Source organism: Solwaraspora sp. WMMD791, from assembly GCF_029581195.1.
Lineage (GTDB): Bacteria > Actinomycetota > Actinomycetes > Mycobacteriales > Micromonosporaceae > Micromonospora_E.
Map to the genome: position 1 here is coordinate 393175 of NZ_CP120737.1, position 17581 is coordinate 410755.

11 protein-coding genes and 1 CRISPR repeat array are annotated in these 17581 nt (G+C 70.9%); of the genes, 9 read left to right on the forward strand and 2 right to left on the reverse strand.

What is annotated here, in order from left to right:
* The first annotated feature begins 367 nt into the window (after nt 1–367).
* The 9 genes from O7623_RS01810 (at nt 368) to cas2 (ending at nt 13790) form a co-directional block, all read left to right on the forward strand.
* Nucleotides 368–1333 (forward strand): DUF559 domain-containing protein, encoded by a 966-nt coding sequence (locus tag O7623_RS01810; protein ID WP_282226819.1) that lies wholly within the window; start codon nt 368–370, stop codon nt 1331–1333.
* A gap of 2 nt (nt 1334–1335) precedes the next feature.
* Nucleotides 1336–2022: a hypothetical protein gene (locus tag O7623_RS01815; protein WP_282226820.1), complete on the forward strand. Its 687-nt coding sequence runs from the start codon at nt 1336–1338 to the stop codon at nt 2020–2022.
* Nucleotides 2019–5195 (forward strand): DUF87 domain-containing protein, encoded by a 3177-nt coding sequence (locus O7623_RS01820; protein ID WP_282226821.1) that lies wholly within the window; start codon nt 2019–2021, stop codon nt 5193–5195. Before O7623_RS01815 ends, O7623_RS01820 begins: the two co-directional genes overlap by 4 nt.
* Nucleotides 5196–5290: 95 nt before the next feature.
* Complete coding sequence (cas7u, locus tag O7623_RS01825) at nt 5291–6526, forward strand: type I-U CRISPR-associated RAMP protein Csb1/Cas7u (RefSeq protein ID WP_282226822.1); 1236 nt, start codon at nt 5291–5293, stop codon at nt 6524–6526.
* A complete protein-coding gene (gene csb2 / locus O7623_RS01830; protein WP_282226823.1) occupies nt 6523–8049 on the forward strand; it encodes a type I-U CRISPR-associated protein Csb2 in 1527 nt (508 codons plus the stop codon). Before cas7u ends, csb2 begins: the two co-directional genes overlap by 4 nt.
* Entirely contained in the window at nt 8046–10844 is a 2799-nt protein-coding gene (gene cas3u, locus O7623_RS01835; protein WP_282226824.1) for a type I-U CRISPR-associated helicase/endonuclease Cas3, read from the forward strand. The genes csb2 and cas3u overlap by 4 nt, the downstream gene beginning before the upstream one ends.
* Nucleotides 10841–11890 (forward strand): hypothetical protein, encoded by a 1050-nt coding sequence (locus O7623_RS01840; RefSeq protein ID WP_282226825.1) that lies wholly within the window; start codon nt 10841–10843, stop codon nt 11888–11890. Before cas3u ends, O7623_RS01840 begins: the two co-directional genes overlap by 4 nt.
* A gap of 2 nt (nt 11891–11892) precedes the next feature.
* A complete protein-coding gene (gene cas1 / locus O7623_RS01845; protein WP_282226826.1) occupies nt 11893–13491 on the forward strand; it encodes a CRISPR-associated endonuclease Cas1 in 1599 nt (532 codons plus the stop codon).
* Complete coding sequence (gene cas2 / locus O7623_RS01850) at nt 13488–13790, forward strand: CRISPR-associated endonuclease Cas2 (protein ID WP_282226827.1); 303 nt, start codon at nt 13488–13490, stop codon at nt 13788–13790. Before cas1 ends, cas2 begins: the two co-directional genes overlap by 4 nt.
* Nucleotides 13791–13998: 208 nt before the next feature.
* Nucleotides 13999–16204: direct repeats of the CRISPR family, unit length 36 nt; unit sequence GTCGCAGCTCTCTCGGGAGCTGCCCTTCATTGAGGC.
* Nucleotides 16205–16402: 198 nt separating this feature from the next.
* Here cas2 and O7623_RS01855 read toward each other — a convergent pair.
* The gene (locus O7623_RS01855) at nt 16403–16597 is read right to left on the reverse strand and encodes a DUF397 domain-containing protein (RefSeq protein ID WP_282226828.1); all 195 of its coding nucleotides are present in this window, start codon (nt 16595–16597) and stop codon (nt 16403–16405) included.
* On the reverse strand, nt 16594–17421 hold the full coding sequence (locus O7623_RS01860; RefSeq protein WP_282226829.1) for a DUF5753 domain-containing protein: 828 nt from the start codon (nt 17419–17421) through the stop codon (nt 16594–16596). The genes O7623_RS01855 and O7623_RS01860 overlap by 4 nt, the downstream gene beginning before the upstream one ends.
* Between the last annotated feature and the right edge of the window lie 160 nt (nt 17422–17581).

Sequence of the window (17581 nt, forward strand, 5' to 3'; positions counted from 1 at the left end):
GCACGTCAGAGCCGTGACTGATCGGCGTCCACGATCGAGTCTGCCGTACGTGGGCGGAAAATGTGGTCCGCCACCGGGGCGGAATCTACGTGGGTTCGAGAAAGAGTTGATCAACGCTGTTCATCGGTCGGTCGACCTGACAGATCATCCGCACCGCTCACCCTGCCCTGCCGGTGAGCTGACGTGACGCCCGTTGATCAGCTTCCGGCCGGTGCCGGGCGGCGGCGATACACCGACGTTCGGATGATTGCCGATTCGATCAACGCTTCGCCAGGATGAGTGCCGACTTCTCACGTTAGGCGGGTCATTGATCCTTTCGCTCTCGGAGATGCCGACTGGTCAGGTGGTGTGGATCAGGCACCTTCGCATGAGCGACTGGGACCGCGTGGTAGCGAACTCGCCGGATGCTCCGGCCGTCGTCGTTCAGCGTACCGTCGGGTCGGCGAGCCAGCAGGCGACGGTCGCCGCCGTCCTCGACGAGCTGGAGGCCACCGCCGGCCAGCTGTTTCCCGCCTGGCTGCCAGGGGCCGAAGGGATCACGACGTCTGCCGGTGCCGCGCCGGTCGCCGTACGCAGGCTCGCTGTCGCCCACGCCGCCGCGACCGCCCAGTCCGGCCCGTTCCTCGCCGACCTGGCCGCCGCCGCCCTGACCGGGTCGACCGCGCACACCCGCCGGCATCCGCCCGAGGTGCGGGCGCGCGGACTGGCCCGGGTCATCGCGGCCAGCTTCGACCGGCCAGGGTGCGCGCTGGTGCTGCGCCCGCCCGATCACCTCGACGAGGCGGCGACGCTCGCGCTGGCCCAGGCGGCACAGTGGCTGGTCGACCGCGGCCGGCTGACCGTGTGGATCGACAGCGATTCGCCGTACGGCATCGACAGCCCGCCGCGCGCGACGGAGCCGCCGCGCGCCGCAGCGTCACCGCCGGCCCGTCCGCGCCGTGAGCCGCGCGGCAGCGCTCGACCGACGCCGAGCGTTGTCGGCAAGCCGCATCCGGCCAGCCGCGCCGAAGTGGAGCTCGAAGCCGCCCTGGCCCGCCGGTCCTGGGCCGCCGGCCGCGCCTGGAACCACACCGTCCGACCCGGTCCGCTGGTCAACCCCGTCCGGGTCGACCTGCTGTGGAAACGGGAACGGTGCGTCGTCGAGATCGACGGAGACGACCACCGTACGCCGGCCAAGTTCACCGAGGACCGGCACCGCGACGTGATGCTCCAGCTCAACGGGTACGCCGTACTCCGTTTCACCAATACCCAGGTGCTCGACGACATCGACAACGTGCTCGTGCTCCTGCAACAGTTCCTCACCAACCGTCGACGCACCGGGAAGGGCCTTTGAACATGTCGGACGAGAAGTTGACCATGGTCGAGACGTCGGCGCTGCTGATTCTCCTGGCCGAGGCCGGCCCGGTGCCCAACGCCAGCCTCACCAACGATCATCGCTGTGAGCTGAAGAAACCCTCCCGGGAAAAGCTGGCACGGTTGAAACTGATCGAAGTCGGCGGTACGCCGCGCCGGCTCGTCCTGACGTTGAGCGAAGCGGGTTGGCGGCGCTGCCGCACCGAACTTGCCGCCGGATCGCCGCCACCCGGTTCGGGTGCCATCGGCGGCGCGCTCTACGCCGTACTCCTGCGGTGGGATCGTTTCCTGACCGCGCAGCGGCTCAGCCTCGGCGAGTTCGTGACCGCCTCGAACACCCTCGCCACCGAGGACCTGCCGGCCGTGCCCGCCGCGCCGACAGCCGCCGCGCCGGCAGCGGATGAGCCGTCCGTCGAGGAACGGGTGCGGGCTTCGTACCACAAACTCGCACCCCGGGCCGGCGACCTGGTCAACCTTGCCGACCTGCGCGACCTGGTCGACGACCTCGACCGCGCCGACGTCGACGCGGCCCTGCGCCGGCTGCACCGCCGACCCGGCGTCACCCTCGTGCCGGAAGCCAACCAGAAGGCCCTCGACCCGCGGACCCGGGCCGCCGCCGTGGTGATCGGCGACCAGCCCAAACACATGATCACCATGGCGGCGTCATGACCGAAGCGGCGCTGAAGGCACTCACGCATCTGCAGTTCAGCTACACCCCGACCATGAACGACGTCTGGCGGCCGGCGGCGTCCCACGTCGACGGGCTGCACACGGACGTGCTCCGGAGCATCCTCGACGGCCTGGCGCTGGCGAAGAAGAACCCGGACACCAGCCCCATCGGCGTCGCCGTGCAGGGCCAGCGCGGCGTGGGCAAGACGCATCTGCTCAGCCGGGTCCGCGAGCTGACTCAGCTCGACGGCGGCTACTTCTTCCTGATCAACCTGCTCGACGCCAACGCCTTCTGGCACAGCGTCGCCGTGTCCATGGTCGATGGTCTGCACCAGCCGGTGGACGACGACGGCACCACCCAGCTACAGATGTTCCTGCACCGGCTCGTCGAAGGCCTCGAACTGTCGATCGTGACCCGGATGGCGGTGACCGGCCGGGCCCCGATGACCGTCGACCGGCTCAACGAGTTCGTCGCCGCCCTGAGCTGGTCGAACCGTCGGATCGGGATCGGCTGCCGGGACACCGCCCGCGCGCTGGCCCTGCTCGCCGGCATCGACCCGCGAGCGCAGGACGTCGCCAACTCGTGGCTGCTCGCCGGCGAGGAGGCCGAGGCCGGTGAACGGCTCGCCTGGGGCATCCGGCCGGGCCGGCGGCTGCCGCAGGAGATCGTCTCCGACGTGTCGCGCCTGCTGGCGCTGACCGGACCGTCGGTCATCGCGGTCGACCAGGTCGACGGCCTGATCGCGCAGGTCGCCAACCGCAGCCACGTCTCCGGGTCGCCCAGCACCGGGGCGGAGGAGGACGGCTGGCGGGCGGCGGTCTCGATCGACCAGGTCGCCAGTGGCCTGATGGAGCTGCGGGAGCTGACCCATCGGACGCTGACGGTGCTGTCGCTGCTGCCCGTCTCCTGGGCGTTGATCAAGAGCAACGCGGTCGACACCGCCCAGGACCGGTTCCGGGAAACCGCCCCGCTCGAGTCGATCCCGGACGCCGACATCGGCCGGACCCTGGTCGAACGCCGGCTCGCCGCGCACTACGCCGAAGTCGGGTTCGTGCCGCCGTACCCGAGCTGGCCGGTGCGGCCCGAAGCGTTCGCCGACGCCGCCGATTTCACCCCGCGCCAGCTGCTGATCAACGTCGAGAAACACATCCGCGCCTGCGTCCGCGACGGCGTGGTCACCGAAATGACCACGCTCACCGCGCTCACCACTGCCGCCGCCGAGACGCCGACCGCCGAGGCGAAACCGACTCCGACGAGGCCGACGACACCGGGCGCTGACGGCTCGTCGTTGGGCACGCTCGATCAGCGGTACGCCGAACTGCGCGCAAAGGCGCAGGTAGCCGGACTGCTCGACCCGACCAACGAGGACACCCAGGTACCGCAGCTGCTCGCCGCCGGGCTGCGCGCCTGGGTCTGGGAAAGCGCGGACACCGACTTTGAGCAGGACACCATCCCGGCCCGCCGGCCGGTGCTGCACGCCCGGCTGCGGCGCACCCTCGACGACACGACCGGCGACGAGGCGCACTGGGCGTTCCGGGCCATCGCCGCCCAGCACTACAACGCCGAGCTGTCCCGGCTGCGCAACGCGTGCGTCGCCGCCGGGCTGGCCCACGGGGTCGCCAACCGGCGGCTGTTCATCCTGCGCAACGACGAGTGGCCGCGGACCCCGGGGCGGCGTAGGGCGGTGGACAAGTTCATCGCGGCTGGCGGGCGGACGCTGCCGGTCACCGAGGACGACCTGCGCAGCCTGGTCGCGTTGCGGACACTCCTCGCCGAGGAACCGGACGGACTGCAGGACTGGCTGGCGGACCGGCGCCCCGCCTCGCGTACCTCGTTGTTGTCGGCCGCGCTCGTTGACGTCTCCCGCGAACCGGCCGCACCCGACGGACCTGGTCGCGAGTCGGTCGCCGTCGACGGTTACGGACCGTACCTGCGGGTCGGTGCCGACTTCGATCACGGCGATCCGGTACGGGTGGAGCTGGCCGCGCTGCGCAAGCACGTCGCGATCTTCGCCGGCTCGGGATCCGGCAAGACCGTCCTGATCCGGCGACTGGTCGAGGAGTGCGCGTTGCTCGGCGTATCCGCGATCGTCCTGGACCCCAACAACGACCTGGCCCGCCTGGGCGACCCGTGGCCGCAGCCGCCAGCGGCGTGGGGTGACGGCGACGCGCGGGCCGCCGCCGACTACCTGGACGCCACCGACGTCGTGGTGTGGACGCCGGGCCGCGAGGGCGGCCGACCGTTGACGTTCCAGCCGCTGCCCGATTTTTCTGGTGTCCGCGACGATCCGGACGAGTTCACCCAGGCGGTGGACAGCGCAGTCGACGCGTTGGCCCCGCGCGCCAAGGTGGCAGCCAGCACAGCCAAGGCGATGCGCGGGCAGGCCGTGCTGCGGCAGGCGTTGCGCCACTACGGCCGGCACGGTGCCACGGCGACCCTCGCCGGGTTGATCGCCCTGCTCCGCGATCTGCCCGACGGGGTGAGTGAACTGACCGGAGCGGCGGCGATCGCCGCCGACCTGGCCGAGAATCTGGAAGCGGCGCGGATCAACGACCCGATGTTCGGCGGTACGGGGGAGTCCGCCGACCCGGGCACGTTGCTGACCCCGGCCCCGGGCAAACGTGCGCGCGTCTCGGTGATCAGTTTTGTCGGACTGCCGGGGGAGGAGAAACGGCAGGGCTTCGTCAACCAGCTTCAGCTCGCACTGTTCTCCTGGATCAAACGGCACCCGGCCGGGGACCGGCCGCTGGGTGGGCTGCTGGTGATGGACGAGGCGCAGACCCTCGCGCCCTCCGGGCCGATCACGCCCTGCACCCGCAGCACACTGATGCTCGCCTCCCAGGCCAGGAAGTACGGTCTCGGCCTGGTCTTCGCCACCCAGGCGCCGAAGGGTCTGCACAGTCAGATCCCCGGCAACGCGGCGACGCAGTTCTTCGGGCTGCTCAACGCGCCGGTGCACATCGAAGCGGCCCGGGAGATGGCCCGGTTCAAGGGCGGCGACGTGCCGGACATCTCCCGGCTGAGCAGCGGGCAGTTCTACGTCGCCGTCGAGGGGCAGCCGTTCCGCAAGGCCCGTACGCCGCTCTGCCTCACCCACCACCCGGCTAGCCCGCTGACCGCCGAAGACGTTCTCACCCGCGCCCAGCAGAAGAATGTCGCCACCAGACGATAGGGTGTCGCCCGCCGAGTAATCCCCTATCGACGCTTCAGTATTTCCGTCCTCGGTGAGTGCTGTCCGCGTCGACGCAAATGTGAAAGGAATTCTGAGTGCGTTCGTTGGATCTTGATGTGTTGCTGGCCGCCGGGTCGCCCGGTGGGTCGAGCTGTCTGACGTCGACGACCATGTTGGAGCCGGCCGGTGGCCGGCACACCTCGGTCGCGCCGGCCAAGTTCGCCCCCGAGCGCGGGAAGGGGTCGGTGTACGCGTACGAGCAGCGCTTCCTCGGTGACGAGAGCCGCTACGCCGCGATCATCGACTCCAAGCAGTCCCAGCTCAACCGGGCAGAGCAGGCCCTCGCTCAGGCTATCGAGGACGGACACCCGCTGCTGTCGCGGGTGCCGCACGTGCAGGTCACCTACGAGCGGGACGGCGCGGTCGAGCGCTACTACGACCTGACACTGCCGCACCGGGTCTTCGACGGTCACATTCGCGCCGGCACGATCGACGGGGTGCCGACGACGCAGACGGCGACGTACCGGGCGGTGCGGGACGCGAGCCCGGCCAACGCGCGAGCGCTGCTGGAGACCAGCCCGATCACGCTGGTCTTCGGCGGCTGGGATTCGAGTCGACGCAGCCGGCAGGGCCGGTGGCGCAGCGCCCTGGTCGGCGAGATCGTCGGCTTCGTCGCGGCGAGCCGGGACGAGACTGGCGCCCTGACCGAGCCCAAGCCCGGCCGTCGGGGCGGGGCGCGGGTCGATCCGGTCGGTATGCAGATCAACCTCGACAAGAAGACGATGACCGAGACGGTGAACCGGCAGCAGGCCGAACTGAGCCCGGTCACGCATAGCAAGATCCTCAAGGCAGCTGGTGCGATCAAGGCCGGCACCAGGGAGTCGGCGTCCGCGCTCGGCCTCGGTGGCATCCCGCCGACCCTGGACCAGCTGGCCGGCGTCGCCTGCGACACGATCATCCGTACGCACGTGTTGTCCTTCGCGACGCTGCGGCAGATGCGCTTCGGTGCCGGCGTCGACGGCGACGCAGCCTGCCGGGCGCTGCTGGCCGCGTTGGCGCTCAACGCACTCGCCCGTTCCGATGCCGAGTTGTGCCTGCGGGCCAACTGCGACCTGGTCGAGGCCGAGCAGCCGAAGGTCCGGCTCGACCAGCGCGGCGGATCGTTCGCCGACGTCGAGCCGCTGAGCATCGACGCCGCCGACCTGCTGCTCGGCGAGGCCCTCGCACACGCCGAGAAGGTCGCCGACATCACCTGGTCGGGTCTGGCGATGCGGGTCGACGGCAACCCGGACATCGTCTCCGGCGCGGTCGAAACGGGTGACGGCGAGTGAGCTTCGCGATCGTCGCCGAGCCGGTCCTCGGCGTCTACAAGGGGCACATCGGCAGTGGCGAGCTCGACCCGCTGCCGTCGCCGGCCCGGCTGCACGCCGCCCTGCTCTGCGCTGCCGCCCAAGGGGTGCGGGCGGTCCCCGACGGTGACAGTCTGCAGCCCTGCGACACCGACCGGGAGGCGCTGCGCTGGCTGGAGGCCAACCCGCCGGACGGCATCGCCGTGCCGCAGACCCTGCCCAACGGCGGGGCGGCGACGGCGTACCGGCAGGAGGGTCTGATCGTCAAGGAAGGCCGCGGCCCGCTGGCGGCGAAGCTGGTCGGTAAGCCGGCGGTGACCGGTGTCGCGGTGACCGGACGGTACGCATGGACCTGGGAGCAGCCGCCGCCGGAGCCGGTCGCCGCCGCGCTGGCCGCGCTCTGCCCGGAGGTGCCCTACCTCGGCACGACCGAGTCGCCGGTGCGCCTCGTCGTCGCCGAGGCCGAGCCGACGCACCGCCTCGACCCCGACGCCGACCTGTTCACCGGCGACGGGCTCGACCTGGCGGTAGCCGTCGCCGGCCGGTCGGACGCCCTGGAAGCGGCGCATCGGGAGACGTCAGCCGCGCCGCCGCTGAAGTCCGACGCGCACAGGTCGAGTGAGAAGACGGTCGCGCCGCCGACGGTGACCGCCGGCGTCGAACTCGGCCGGTACGCCCGCACGGAGCAGTCGCCACCGCTGACGCCGTGGACGTCGGTGCTCCTGTTCGGCATGGAGAAGCCAGTCCCGCCGGAGCTGCGGGTGCGGTACGCGGTCGCCGTACACCGGGCGTTGATCTCGCTCGTCGGCGACGGTGCCCCCGCGATCCTCACCGGAGCGTACGCGGACCGCGCGCCGCAGCCGGCGAACCGGTGTGCGATCCAATTCGTCGGCCCGGACGCGCCGCACGTCGGCGGCACCGCGCTGGCGTTGCTGCTGCCCCGCGACGCCGACGACATCGACCTGACCCTGATCCGGATGGCGGCGCACCACCTGCGGCAGGTCAAGGTCGCCGCCGGCCCGTTCACGGTCAAGCCGCCGGTCGAAGTCGCGGCCGACGAGTTCTGGCCGGAGCCGGCCGCCGGCACGCAGCGCTGGTGGCAGACCGACCCGGTCGCCGTACCGGAGAGCCGGCCGCCACGCGGACGCGTCCGCGCCTGGTCCCTCACCGACGCCGCCGCGCTGTCGGTCGCCCTGGTCTGGCGCGACGAGTTCGAAACGGTGCCGGACCGGGGAGAAGCCCGCTACGAGGCGTTGGCCCGGGCGGCGTCCGCGCGCGGGGTCCGGGTCGAATCAGCGGTACGGGTGATGGACGGCGACGTCAGCCGCTACGTCCACAAGGTGCACCAGGACACGATCATCCAGCCGTACCGGGCGGTGCTCAACCTCGGCAACCTGACCGGCCCCCGGACGATCGCCGCCATCGGGCAGAGCCGGCACCTCGGCGGCGGCCTGCTGGTGCCCCGGGACCTGCCGGAAGCCATCGCCCGACGGCTGGCCCGGTGAGCGTCGACCGCGCCGACTTCGGCGCCTTCTTCGCCGCCGTCCGTGGCGGGCAGCAGCCGTTCCGCTGGCAGGAGCGGCTGCTCGACCACCTGTTGACCACCGGCCGCTGGCCGGACCAGCTGGTCGCGCCGACCGGGGCCGGCAAGACCAGCGTCATCGACGTGCACGTGTTCGCGGTGGCGCTGATGGCCGCCAGCCACCCCGTACGGGTGCCGCGCCGGCTCGCCCTCGTCGTCGACCGCCGGGCCCTCGTCGACGACCAGCACGCACACGCGACGGCGATCGCCGACCTGTTGGCGACGGCCCGGGGCGGCCGGACCGTGCTGGCCCGGGTCGCCGCCGCGCTCGACTCGCTGCGTACCGGGCAGGTGGACCCGACCGCGAGTCCGCTGACGGTGGCCCTGCTGCGCGGCGGGGCGCCGCCGTCCCGGTCCTGGCTGGACGAACCGGCCGGTGCCGCCGTGCTCTGCGCCACCCCCGACATGTGGGGTTCGCGGCTGCTGCTCGCCGGGTACGGGTCGCGGGCGCAGGCCCGGCCTCGGGAAGCCGGCCTGCTCGCCTTCGACACCGTCGCCGTCGTCGACGAGGCGCATCTGTCCCGGCAGCTGGTGACCACCGCCCGCCGGGTGGCCGAACTGGCCGCCGTCGCCGACGAACCGCTCGGCGTACCGGTGCTGCAGGTCGTCGAGACGACCGCCACGCCGCACGCCGACGCCGGGGTGGCGGTCGGCGTCGAAGCCGACGACCTGGCCGTGGACGCGCCGCTGCGGCAGCGGCTGACCAGCCCGAAGCCGGTCACCCTGGTGCCGGTCCCGGCCTGGCCGATCCCGAAGACCGGCCCGGCCTTCAAAGCGGGCGTCGCGGCGCTGGCCGACGAGGCAGCCCGGCTGCGTGAGGCAGTACGGCTGCGTGAGTCAGTACGGCTGCGTGACACGCACGGCGGGACGGTCGGCTGCTTCGTCAACAGTGTCGCGGTTGCCGCCGCCGTCGCCGCCGAACTGCGCGCACGTGGCCTGACCGTCGAGTTGATCTGCGGGCGGCTGCGGCCGTACGACGTGGACCGGTTGCGACCGCCGGCGTCGAACCTGCTCAGCCTCGGCGGTGATCCGACGGTCGATGTCCTGGTCAGCACCCAGAGTCTCGAAGTCGGGGTAGACCTGGATCTGGCCGCTGCCGTGACCGAGCTCGCCCCCGGTGGGGCGCTCGCCCAGCGGGCCGGCCGGGTCAACCGGCTCGGCCTCCGTCCCGTCACCGAGATCAGCGTGCTGGTGCCGGCCGGCGAGCTGCCCGACGCGGCCCAGTCCGGGCCGTACCAGCGGGACGACCTGGCGGCCGCTCTCACCTGGCTGGCCGGGCGGGCCGCCGACCCGGCGGGCCTCGCCCCATGGGCGCTGCGCGACCCCCGGCCGCCGGCCCCGGCCCTGCGGCGCGACCTGCTGCAACGACTGGAGCTTGCGCAGGCGTGGCAGCTGGCCCGGACCAGCGACGACCTCGCCGCCGCCGCACAGGACGACCTCGACCTGTGGCTCTCCGACGACCTCGACGCCCCCGACCACGAGTTCGGCATCGTCGTGCGGCGGGCGCTGCCGGCCGACGCCGCCGACGCCGTACGGCTGATCGAAGCCCTGCCGCCCCGCCCGCACGAGGTGTTCCCGGTGTCGATCAGGCTGGCGACGGAGATCTGTAAGCGGCTGAATCCGGGATCGGTGCTGGTCCGGCCCGGAGAGCCCGCACCCCGTCCGTTGACTGAGGACGAGCGGATCCGCCCCGGTGACGAGCTCGTCATCGACGACAAGAACGAGCTGTTCACCTCCAAGGTCGTCGACCCGGACGGCACCGATCGGGTCGACGACGTGCTCGACGCCGTCGACGACCCGAAACCCGGCCAGGTGGTGCTGCGGATCGAATCGAATACGGCCGCGCACCGCCGATTGCTCGACGCCGTCGCCGCGACCATCGTCGACCAGGACGCCCCGGAGACTCCGGGTGCCGCCGAACTGGATCCGATGGAGGTCGCCCAACTGCTGCGGGTGCACCGCGACGAGCTGACGCCGCGCCCGATGGCGGTCGCAGCGGCCGCCCTGCTCGACCGGCCGGACACCGAACGGGCCGGGGCCGAGGTCATCCCGCACTGGCAGGAATCCGACGACGGCAAGCCCCAACTCGCCCGGTTGATCGTCGTTGACCTGCGGAAGGCAACCGATGACGACGAGTTGCGCCAGACGTGGACCCCACGCCGTCGCAGGGTGTCGCTTCGCCAGCACGCCGAGGCGGTAGCGGACCGGGCCGAAACGGTCGGCGACCGGCTCGGCATGGCCCCCGAGTTGGTGGCGGTGCTGCGCCTGGCCGGCTTGCACCACGACGACGGCAAATCAGACAAAAGGTTTCAAATGTGGCTCAATGCCGACCTGGCGGAGCCGCTGGCCAAGAGCGGTGTGCGGGACGCACGGATCATCCGGCGGCTGCGGCAGAAATCCGGGCTGCCGACCGGTTGGCGCCACGAACAGCTCTCCGTCGTCCGGGCCTGGCCGACGCTGTCCAACCAGGACGACGCCAGCCGGGAGCTGATCGCCCGGCTGGTCGGCACCAGCCACGGACACGGTCGGCACGGCTTCCCGCACACCGCTGGGCAGCTCGTCGGCGACACCGACGCTACCGCCGTCGACCTGTTCGACGAGGGCCGGTGGGACGAACTGATTGAACGAACCCACCGCCGGTGGGGGGTGTGGGGCTGCGCCTACCTGGAAGCGCTGCTCCGCGCCGCCGACGGGCAGGTCTCCGCGGAGGGCTCATGACCGACTTCGTACTGCCGCACGCCGACCCGTACACGATGTTGTCGCACATGGCGCTGTACGGGCTCGCCGCCATCGTCGAAGACGCCGGCCTCGACGACGTCCGGCTCTCCTGGACGCCCGGCATGAACAGCCGCCCGGTGCTCAGCGCCCCGCAAGCCGACCCGGAGACGATCGGCGAGATCGTCCGCCGGCACGCCGCCCGGCACGACGACCCGGACGCCTGGCCCAGCCGGCAGCTGCGCGACGGCGAGCAGCGAGCGCTAATGAGCCCCCGGATCAGCGTCATCACCACCGGCGACGGCTGGCGTGACCTGCAGCACCGCCGGCATCAGGTGCTCGACCAGCTCACCGACGCGCGGGCGCTGCTCGACCTGCGGCTGATCGCCGCACTCGGCGAACCGGCCTACTGGAGCCACAACCGCAAAGGTGACCGGCTGCAGGACGACGGCGCCAGCCGACTGGAGATGCAGCCGCGCAACCAGGGCTCCGAGTTCGTCGGCAACCGGCTCCGGCCCCTCGCCGCAGCGGTCGCCGCCCGTACCGCCGAGGAGGTCGCCGACGGGCTGGCCGGCCGCCGGGTCCGCGACGAGATCGCCAAAGACAAACCCGACAGCCGTACGCCGACCGGCTTCGCCGCCCCCGGACCGACCGACAACGCCCTCGCCTGGTGTGCGCTCTGGGGCATCTCGCAGTTCCCGATCGCCCAGCGGGTCGACGCGACCGCCACCACCAGCGGCCACATCGGCCGGGCAACGGGCCGCTGGTTCTGCGTACCCGTGTGGGCCGGGCGGTGGCGCACGGCCCGGCACCGGACGGTCCTCGCCAGCGGGCAGCTGACCCGTTTCGCGGCGGCCGGACTGTCGTCGAAGCCGCCGGACAGCGAACCGGTCGGCGGCGAGCCCGCCCGAGCGTGGCTGGCCGCCCGGGGCGTCACCGCCGTCGTCCGCTTCCCGGTGCAGCGGTTCGGCAGCGACAGCGCCCCCGAACGCCGGGCCATGCGCGGCGAGCTGCTCAAGACCGACAAGCCACTCGTCACGAGACGCTGACGATGACGACGCCGGAACTGCTTCCGATCAGCCTGGTGGCGCACCAGGCGTTCTGCCCACGCCGGGCCTGGCTGGAAGCAGCCGGCGAGGCGACCGACACCCATCAGGTGCAGGTCGGCGTTCAGGCCCACACCCCGGCCGACGACCCGACCGGATCCCGGTCCCGGCGCTACCGGGCCGTCGACGTGGTCAGCCACGACCTCGGGGTGTACGGGCGCTGCGACACCGTCGAGCTCGACGACGACGCCGCGATGACCGTCGTCGAACACAAAGCCACCCCGGTGCGCCGCCGCCCGGAAGTCACCGAACCGATGCGGATCCAGGTGGCGTTGCTCGCTCGGGCGTTGGCGGACATGGGCTACCCGGTGGCCGGGCAGGCCGTCTACTTCACCAACCACCGGGTACGGGTCGACATCACCCTGTCGCCGGCGGATGTCGCCGCCGCCCGGGAGATGGTGGCGGCAACCGTGCGTACGCTCGACGCCGCGCAGGCCCCGCCGCCGTTGGAGAACGACCGGCGCTGCTCCCGCTGCTCACACATCAGCGTCTGCCTGCCCGACGAACGCCCACTCGCGCCGGTGACCCGCCGGATCGTCGTCGCCGACCCGGACACCCAGGTGCTGCACCTGACCACGCCCGGCTCACGGGCGTACGTCGAGCGTGGCCGGATCGAGGTCAGCAAGAGCGGCGAGAAGCTCGGGTCGTTTCCGATCGAACGGGTGCAGGGCCTGGTGGTGCACGGCAACGTCGACCTGTCCAGCGGCCTGATCCGGGAGATCCTGTGGCGCAGCCTGTCCGTGGTGTGGTGCACCAGCACCGGCCGGGTCACCGGCTGGGCCCGGCCAGCGCAGGGACCTAACGGCGGCCCGCGACTACTGCAGCACGTCGCCTCCCACAACGGGCGTATTGACCTGGCCCGCCAGTTCGTCACCGCGAAGATCGCCAACCAGGCGACCCTGCTGCGCCGGCTCGGCGACACCCCGGAGACGGTGACCCGGCTGCGCGAGCTGCAACGCGCAGCCCTCGACGCGCCGTCCCTGGCCGACCTGTTCGGCATCGAAGGTGAGGCCGCCGCCGGCTATTTCGCTCAGTTCCTCACCATGTTCCGGCCGAAGGTCGTCGAGGCGGAAGCGCTGACCTTCTCCGTACGGACCCGACGCCCGGCCCGCGATCCGATCAACGCCGCGTTGAACCTCTGCTACGGGCTGCTGACCGCCGACGTGCTCCGGGCTGTCGTCGCCTGCGGGCTCGACCCGCACGCCGGGTTCCTGCACAGCAGCGGACGCAACAAGCCGGCGTTGGCCCTCGACCTGGTCGAGGAGTTCCGGGCAGCCGTCGCCGACTCGGTGGTCGTCACCGCATTCAACAACGGCGAGATCCGCGCCCGCGACTTCACCACGGTGCTCGGCACCACCCGGATCAGCGCGAACGGACGGAAAGCGCTCATCGCCGGTTACGAACGCCGGGTAACCGGCACGTTCCGGCATCCGATCTTCGGCTACGAGGTGACCTGGCGACGCGCGATGGAGATCCAGGCGCGGCTGGTGCTCGGCGTGATCGACGGGACACAGCCCCGCTACGAGGGGATCAAGATCCGATGAGCCTCGACGACGTACGGCGCTACATCGTCGCGTACGACGTCTCGGACGACGTCCGCCGCACGCGGGTGGCCAAGAAGCTCGAATCGTACGGCGACCGCGTCCAGTACAGCGTGTTCGTCGTGGATGCCCGTCCGGCGAAGATCCTGCGGCTACGGGCCGAGCTGACCGACATGATCAACCAGGGTACGGATTCCATCCTGTTCTGCGACCTGGGTACGCTGCGGGAGCGCGCCAGCCGGTCCCTCGACGTGATCGGCCAGGGTCGGCCGATCACCGGCCACGGCCCCGCGATTCTGTAGCCCCGCCGTCCGCCCTACCGCTGCCCGCCGCGAAGGGTCCGTCGTGACGGCCGTGAGCGCGGACCCTTCGCGGAGCTGTTTTGCCTGTTCAGAGTTCATTCGATAGTGGACGGAAGTGGCGGTTGGAGCCCTGCGAGGCCCTCCGTCGACGGACCCTTCGCGAACCCCTCGCTCCACCGCAGGTCGGGAGGGGTAAGATTCGGACCCAGTCGCAGCTCTCTCGGGAGCTGCCCTTCATTGAGGCGGCGTCATGGTCTGGGGCGTAGCGGTGCTGATCGGCGTGGTCGCAGCTCTCTCGGGAGCTGCCCTTCATTGAGGCAAGGCAGGCGCGTCCGCGATCCGTCCGGGCCGAGTCGCAGCTCTCTCGGGAGCTGCCCTTCATTGAGGCCGGGGCAAGGGCCGCGACCGGGTGCAGCTGTCGATGTCGCAGCTCTCTCGGGAGCTGCCCTTCATTGAGGCAACCCGACCCCGCTGGCCCTGCCGTTCGCGTTGCTGTCGCGTCGCAGCTCTCTCGGGAGCTGCCCTTCATTGAGGCATCTCGACGGTGCGATCACTCAGGCCGGCGGCCTGGTCGCAGCTCTCTCGGGAGCTGCCCTTCATTGAGGCCGTGGCCGGCAGGACGGCGATGTCCGACGGCACGCGTCGCAGCTCTCTCGGGAGCTGCCCTTCATTGAGGCGCCGCAGGCCACGACCCGACATCGGTCGACGGCTACCTGTCGCAGCTCTCTCGGGAGCTGCCCTTCATTGAGGCTGTGCATCTCCTTCGGGAGGGAAGCGGGGCGCGGCGTCGCAGCTCTCTCGGGAGCTGCCCTTCATTGAGGCGCGGCGGTGGCGTAGCGGGCGGGTCGCTGCCGCAGGTCGCAGCTCTCTCGGGAGCTGCCCTTCATTGAGGCGTGGCGGTCGGCCTGGTGGTGAGGATGAGAGGGCGTCGGTCGCAGCTCTCTCGGGAGCTGCCCTTCATTGAGGCACCCTGACGCTCACCGCTACGTGGTGACCTTGCGGGTCGCAGCTCTCTCGGGAGCTGCCCTTCATTGAGGCATCCCTCATGGCTCGCGCATAGGCGGCATCCACCACGTCGCAGCTCTCTCGGGAGCTGCCCTTCATTGAGGCCCGGCGAACGCCGGGTCGCTGATCGAGTAGACAGCGTTGGTCGCAGCTCTCTCGGGAGCTGCCCTTCATTGAGGCGCCGGCAACTGGAACGACGGAATGCGCCAGCAGCGGAGTCGCAGCTCTCTCGGGAGCTGCCCTTCATTGAGGCTGGGCCGGCGGTGACCGGGACTACCCGTACGCCGGTCGCAGCTCTCTCGGGAGCTGCCCTTCATTGAGGCTGACCTGGGAGGCGGTGACAAGTGGCCGCCCCGACGTCGCAGCTCTCTCGGGAGCTGCCCTTCATTGAGGCGGCCTGGGCGAGTACGCCGCGCACACCGATGAGGAGATGTCGCAGCTCTCTCGGGAGCTGCCCTTCATTGAGGCCGGGTCGGACCCCAGGCACGCGCGGCCCGGCTCGCCAGTCGCAGCTCTCTCGGGAGCTGCCCTTCATTGAGGCGGCCTGGGCGAGTACGCCGCGCACACCGATGAGGAGATGTCGCAGCTCTCTCGGGAGCTGCCCTTCATTGAGGCCTCGGCTGATGCCGGAAACGATCCTCGCGGGTCGCAGCTCTCTCGGGAGCTGCCCTTCATTGAGGCAACGCGAACCACCAGTTCGCCGGGGCGCCGACCGCCGTGTCGCAGCTCTCTCGGGAGCTGCCCTTCATTGAGGCTGCGTGCCGGCGCCGACGGCCAGGCCTGCGGTGGCGGTCGCAGCTCTCTCGGGAGCTGCCCTTCATTGAGGCTTCGCCGATATCGCTGCCGGTGTGGCGGTGGAGGAGTCGCAGCTCTCTCGGGAGCTGCCCTTCATTGAGGCGTCCGGGCCACCTCGCCGCGCTGCGCCAGCTGCGCGTCGCAGCTCTCTCGGGAGCTGCCCTTCATTGAGGCCGAGCGAGCGCGGCTAGGTCGCGGGCGTACAGCGGTCGCAGCTCTCTCGGGAGCTGCCCTTCATTGAGGCGCCCAGGCGTGCCGCCGTCCCTCGGCCGGTGGTCGGTCGCAGCTCTCTCGGGATCTGCCCTTCATTGAGGCAAAGCACCACCACGTAAGCAACCAGCATTGTCACTAGGTCGTAGCTCTCTCGGGAGCTGCCCTTCATTGAGGCATCTTCTCGATCCACGCCGCCCGGCTGGCCTGCTGTCGCAGGTCGCAGCTCTCTCGGGAGCTGCGCTTCATTGAGGCCTGATCGCGTACGACGTCTCCGATGACGTCCGCCTGTCGCAGTTCTCTCGAGGGCTGCCCTTCATCGAGACGGGGACCAGCCGGTTCCGCTCCAGCGCAGCGGAAGCGGTGCCGTCGCAGCTTTCTCGGGAGCTGCCCTTCGTTGAGGCCCGATGCAGCGACGCGCTCGGCCACCCCCCACCCCACTCTCGACAGCCATTGTCACCGCCGTTGAGAGTGAGCCCTCGCGGACGCGTGTCCCGTGTCGCCGACCTGGTGAACGTTCGTGGTCAACGGCACTATCCACTGCAGGGCGGTGGGGGGCACCTCGGGTACCGGGGCAGCCCCCACCGCCGTGGGTTGGGGTGTCAGTGGGGGAGCGCGCCGGTTTGCAGGGCGGTAGTGAAGATGCCCCACTGCGTGGCGGTGAAGGTGAGGGTGGGGCCGGTGCGGTCCTTGCTGTCGCGTACCTCAGCGCGGCCGGCGTGCCGGCGGGCCTCGACGCACTCGCCGCCGTTGCCGGCGCTGCGGCTGGAGGTGAACCAGGGGGTGTCTGGCTTCATCGTAGGTACTCCTCGATCGGGATCGACTGGTCGCGGATCAGCCGGAAAACTCGACGGTACTCCGCCAACTCCTCCGGACGCTCCATGTAGCGAGCGCCCATATGGGACTCGACGTAGACCACGTCCGGGTCGTCGGGGTCGGCGAAGTCCAGCACAGTGAAAGCGCCTGCGAACGCGGCGTGGGCACCAGCGGCCCCGGGCAGGACGCGCACTTCCACCCGTACCCGTCGACCCACGCTGGCCAAGTGGGCGCGTTGCTCGGCCATCACCGCCGGGCCGCCGACCTCGCGGGCCAGCGCTCCTTCGCCGAGGATCGCGACGATCCGGGCCGGCTCGGCCCGGTCGTAGTAGGAGATCTGTCGATCCAGCCGCAGCGACACCAGTCGCTCGATCTGCTGCTCTGGCACCCTCGGGTCGGCGGCCCGGAACACCGCCCGCATGTAGTCCGGCGTCTGCAACAGGCCGTGGACCAAATCGGGATTGTAGTTGTGGATCTCGGTGGCGGCGGCTTCGAGGCCGATGTACAAGCGGAACCAGTCCGGCACGGCGTCGCCGTGTGACTCCCACCAGCCCTGCTCGTCGCACGCGGCGGCGAGCCGGGTCAACGCGTCCGTGGTTTCCGCGTCGGCACCGTAGAACCAGCAGAGACCTCGTACGGTGTTCATCTTGACCGGAAACTTGCCGTTCTCGATGCGCCACAACGTCGTACGGGAACAAACCTTGGCCCGCTCCACCTCCTGCTCGGTGCGGGCCGCCTCCTCCCGCAGACGGCGCAGTCGTCGCCCCAGTTGACGACGTACCACAGTCGGTCCGGTGACCGGCATCGCTTCACCTTCCTCTCATCCGACACACCCACCACCCGCGCCAATGTTTCAAAATGAAACACCAGGCCGGGCCGTACGCCGGATTGTCACATCACAGTGGAGACAGACCGGCGTACGCGATCGATTCTGCCTTATCGGGAGGGGAAACGCGGGCCGCGAC

Bases quoted from the DNA above. Each gene is read 5' to 3' on its own strand.
- O7623_RS01840 (WP_282226825.1), top strand. From the start codon at position 10,841: ATGACCGACTTCGTACTGCCGCACGCCGACCCGTACACGATGTTGTCG.
- O7623_RS01855 (WP_282226828.1), bottom strand. From the start codon at position 16,597: ATGAAGCCAGACACCCCCTGGTTCACCTCCAGCCGCAGCGCCGGCAAC.
- O7623_RS01860 (WP_282226829.1), bottom strand. From the start codon at position 17,421: ATGCCGGTCACCGGACCGACTGTGGTACGTCGTCAACTGGGGCGACGA.
- cas1 (WP_282226826.1), top strand. From the start codon at position 11,893: ATGACGACGCCGGAACTGCTTCCGATCAGCCTGGTGGCGCACCAGGCG.
- O7623_RS01810 (WP_282226819.1), top strand. From the start codon at position 368: ATGAGCGACTGGGACCGCGTGGTAGCGAACTCGCCGGATGCTCCGGCC.
- O7623_RS01820 (WP_282226821.1), top strand. From the start codon at position 2,019: ATGACCGAAGCGGCGCTGAAGGCACTCACGCATCTGCAGTTCAGCTAC.
- cas2 (WP_282226827.1), top strand. From the start codon at position 13,488: ATGAGCCTCGACGACGTACGGCGCTACATCGTCGCGTACGACGTCTCG.
- O7623_RS01815 (WP_282226820.1), top strand. From the start codon at position 1,336: ATGTCGGACGAGAAGTTGACCATGGTCGAGACGTCGGCGCTGCTGATT.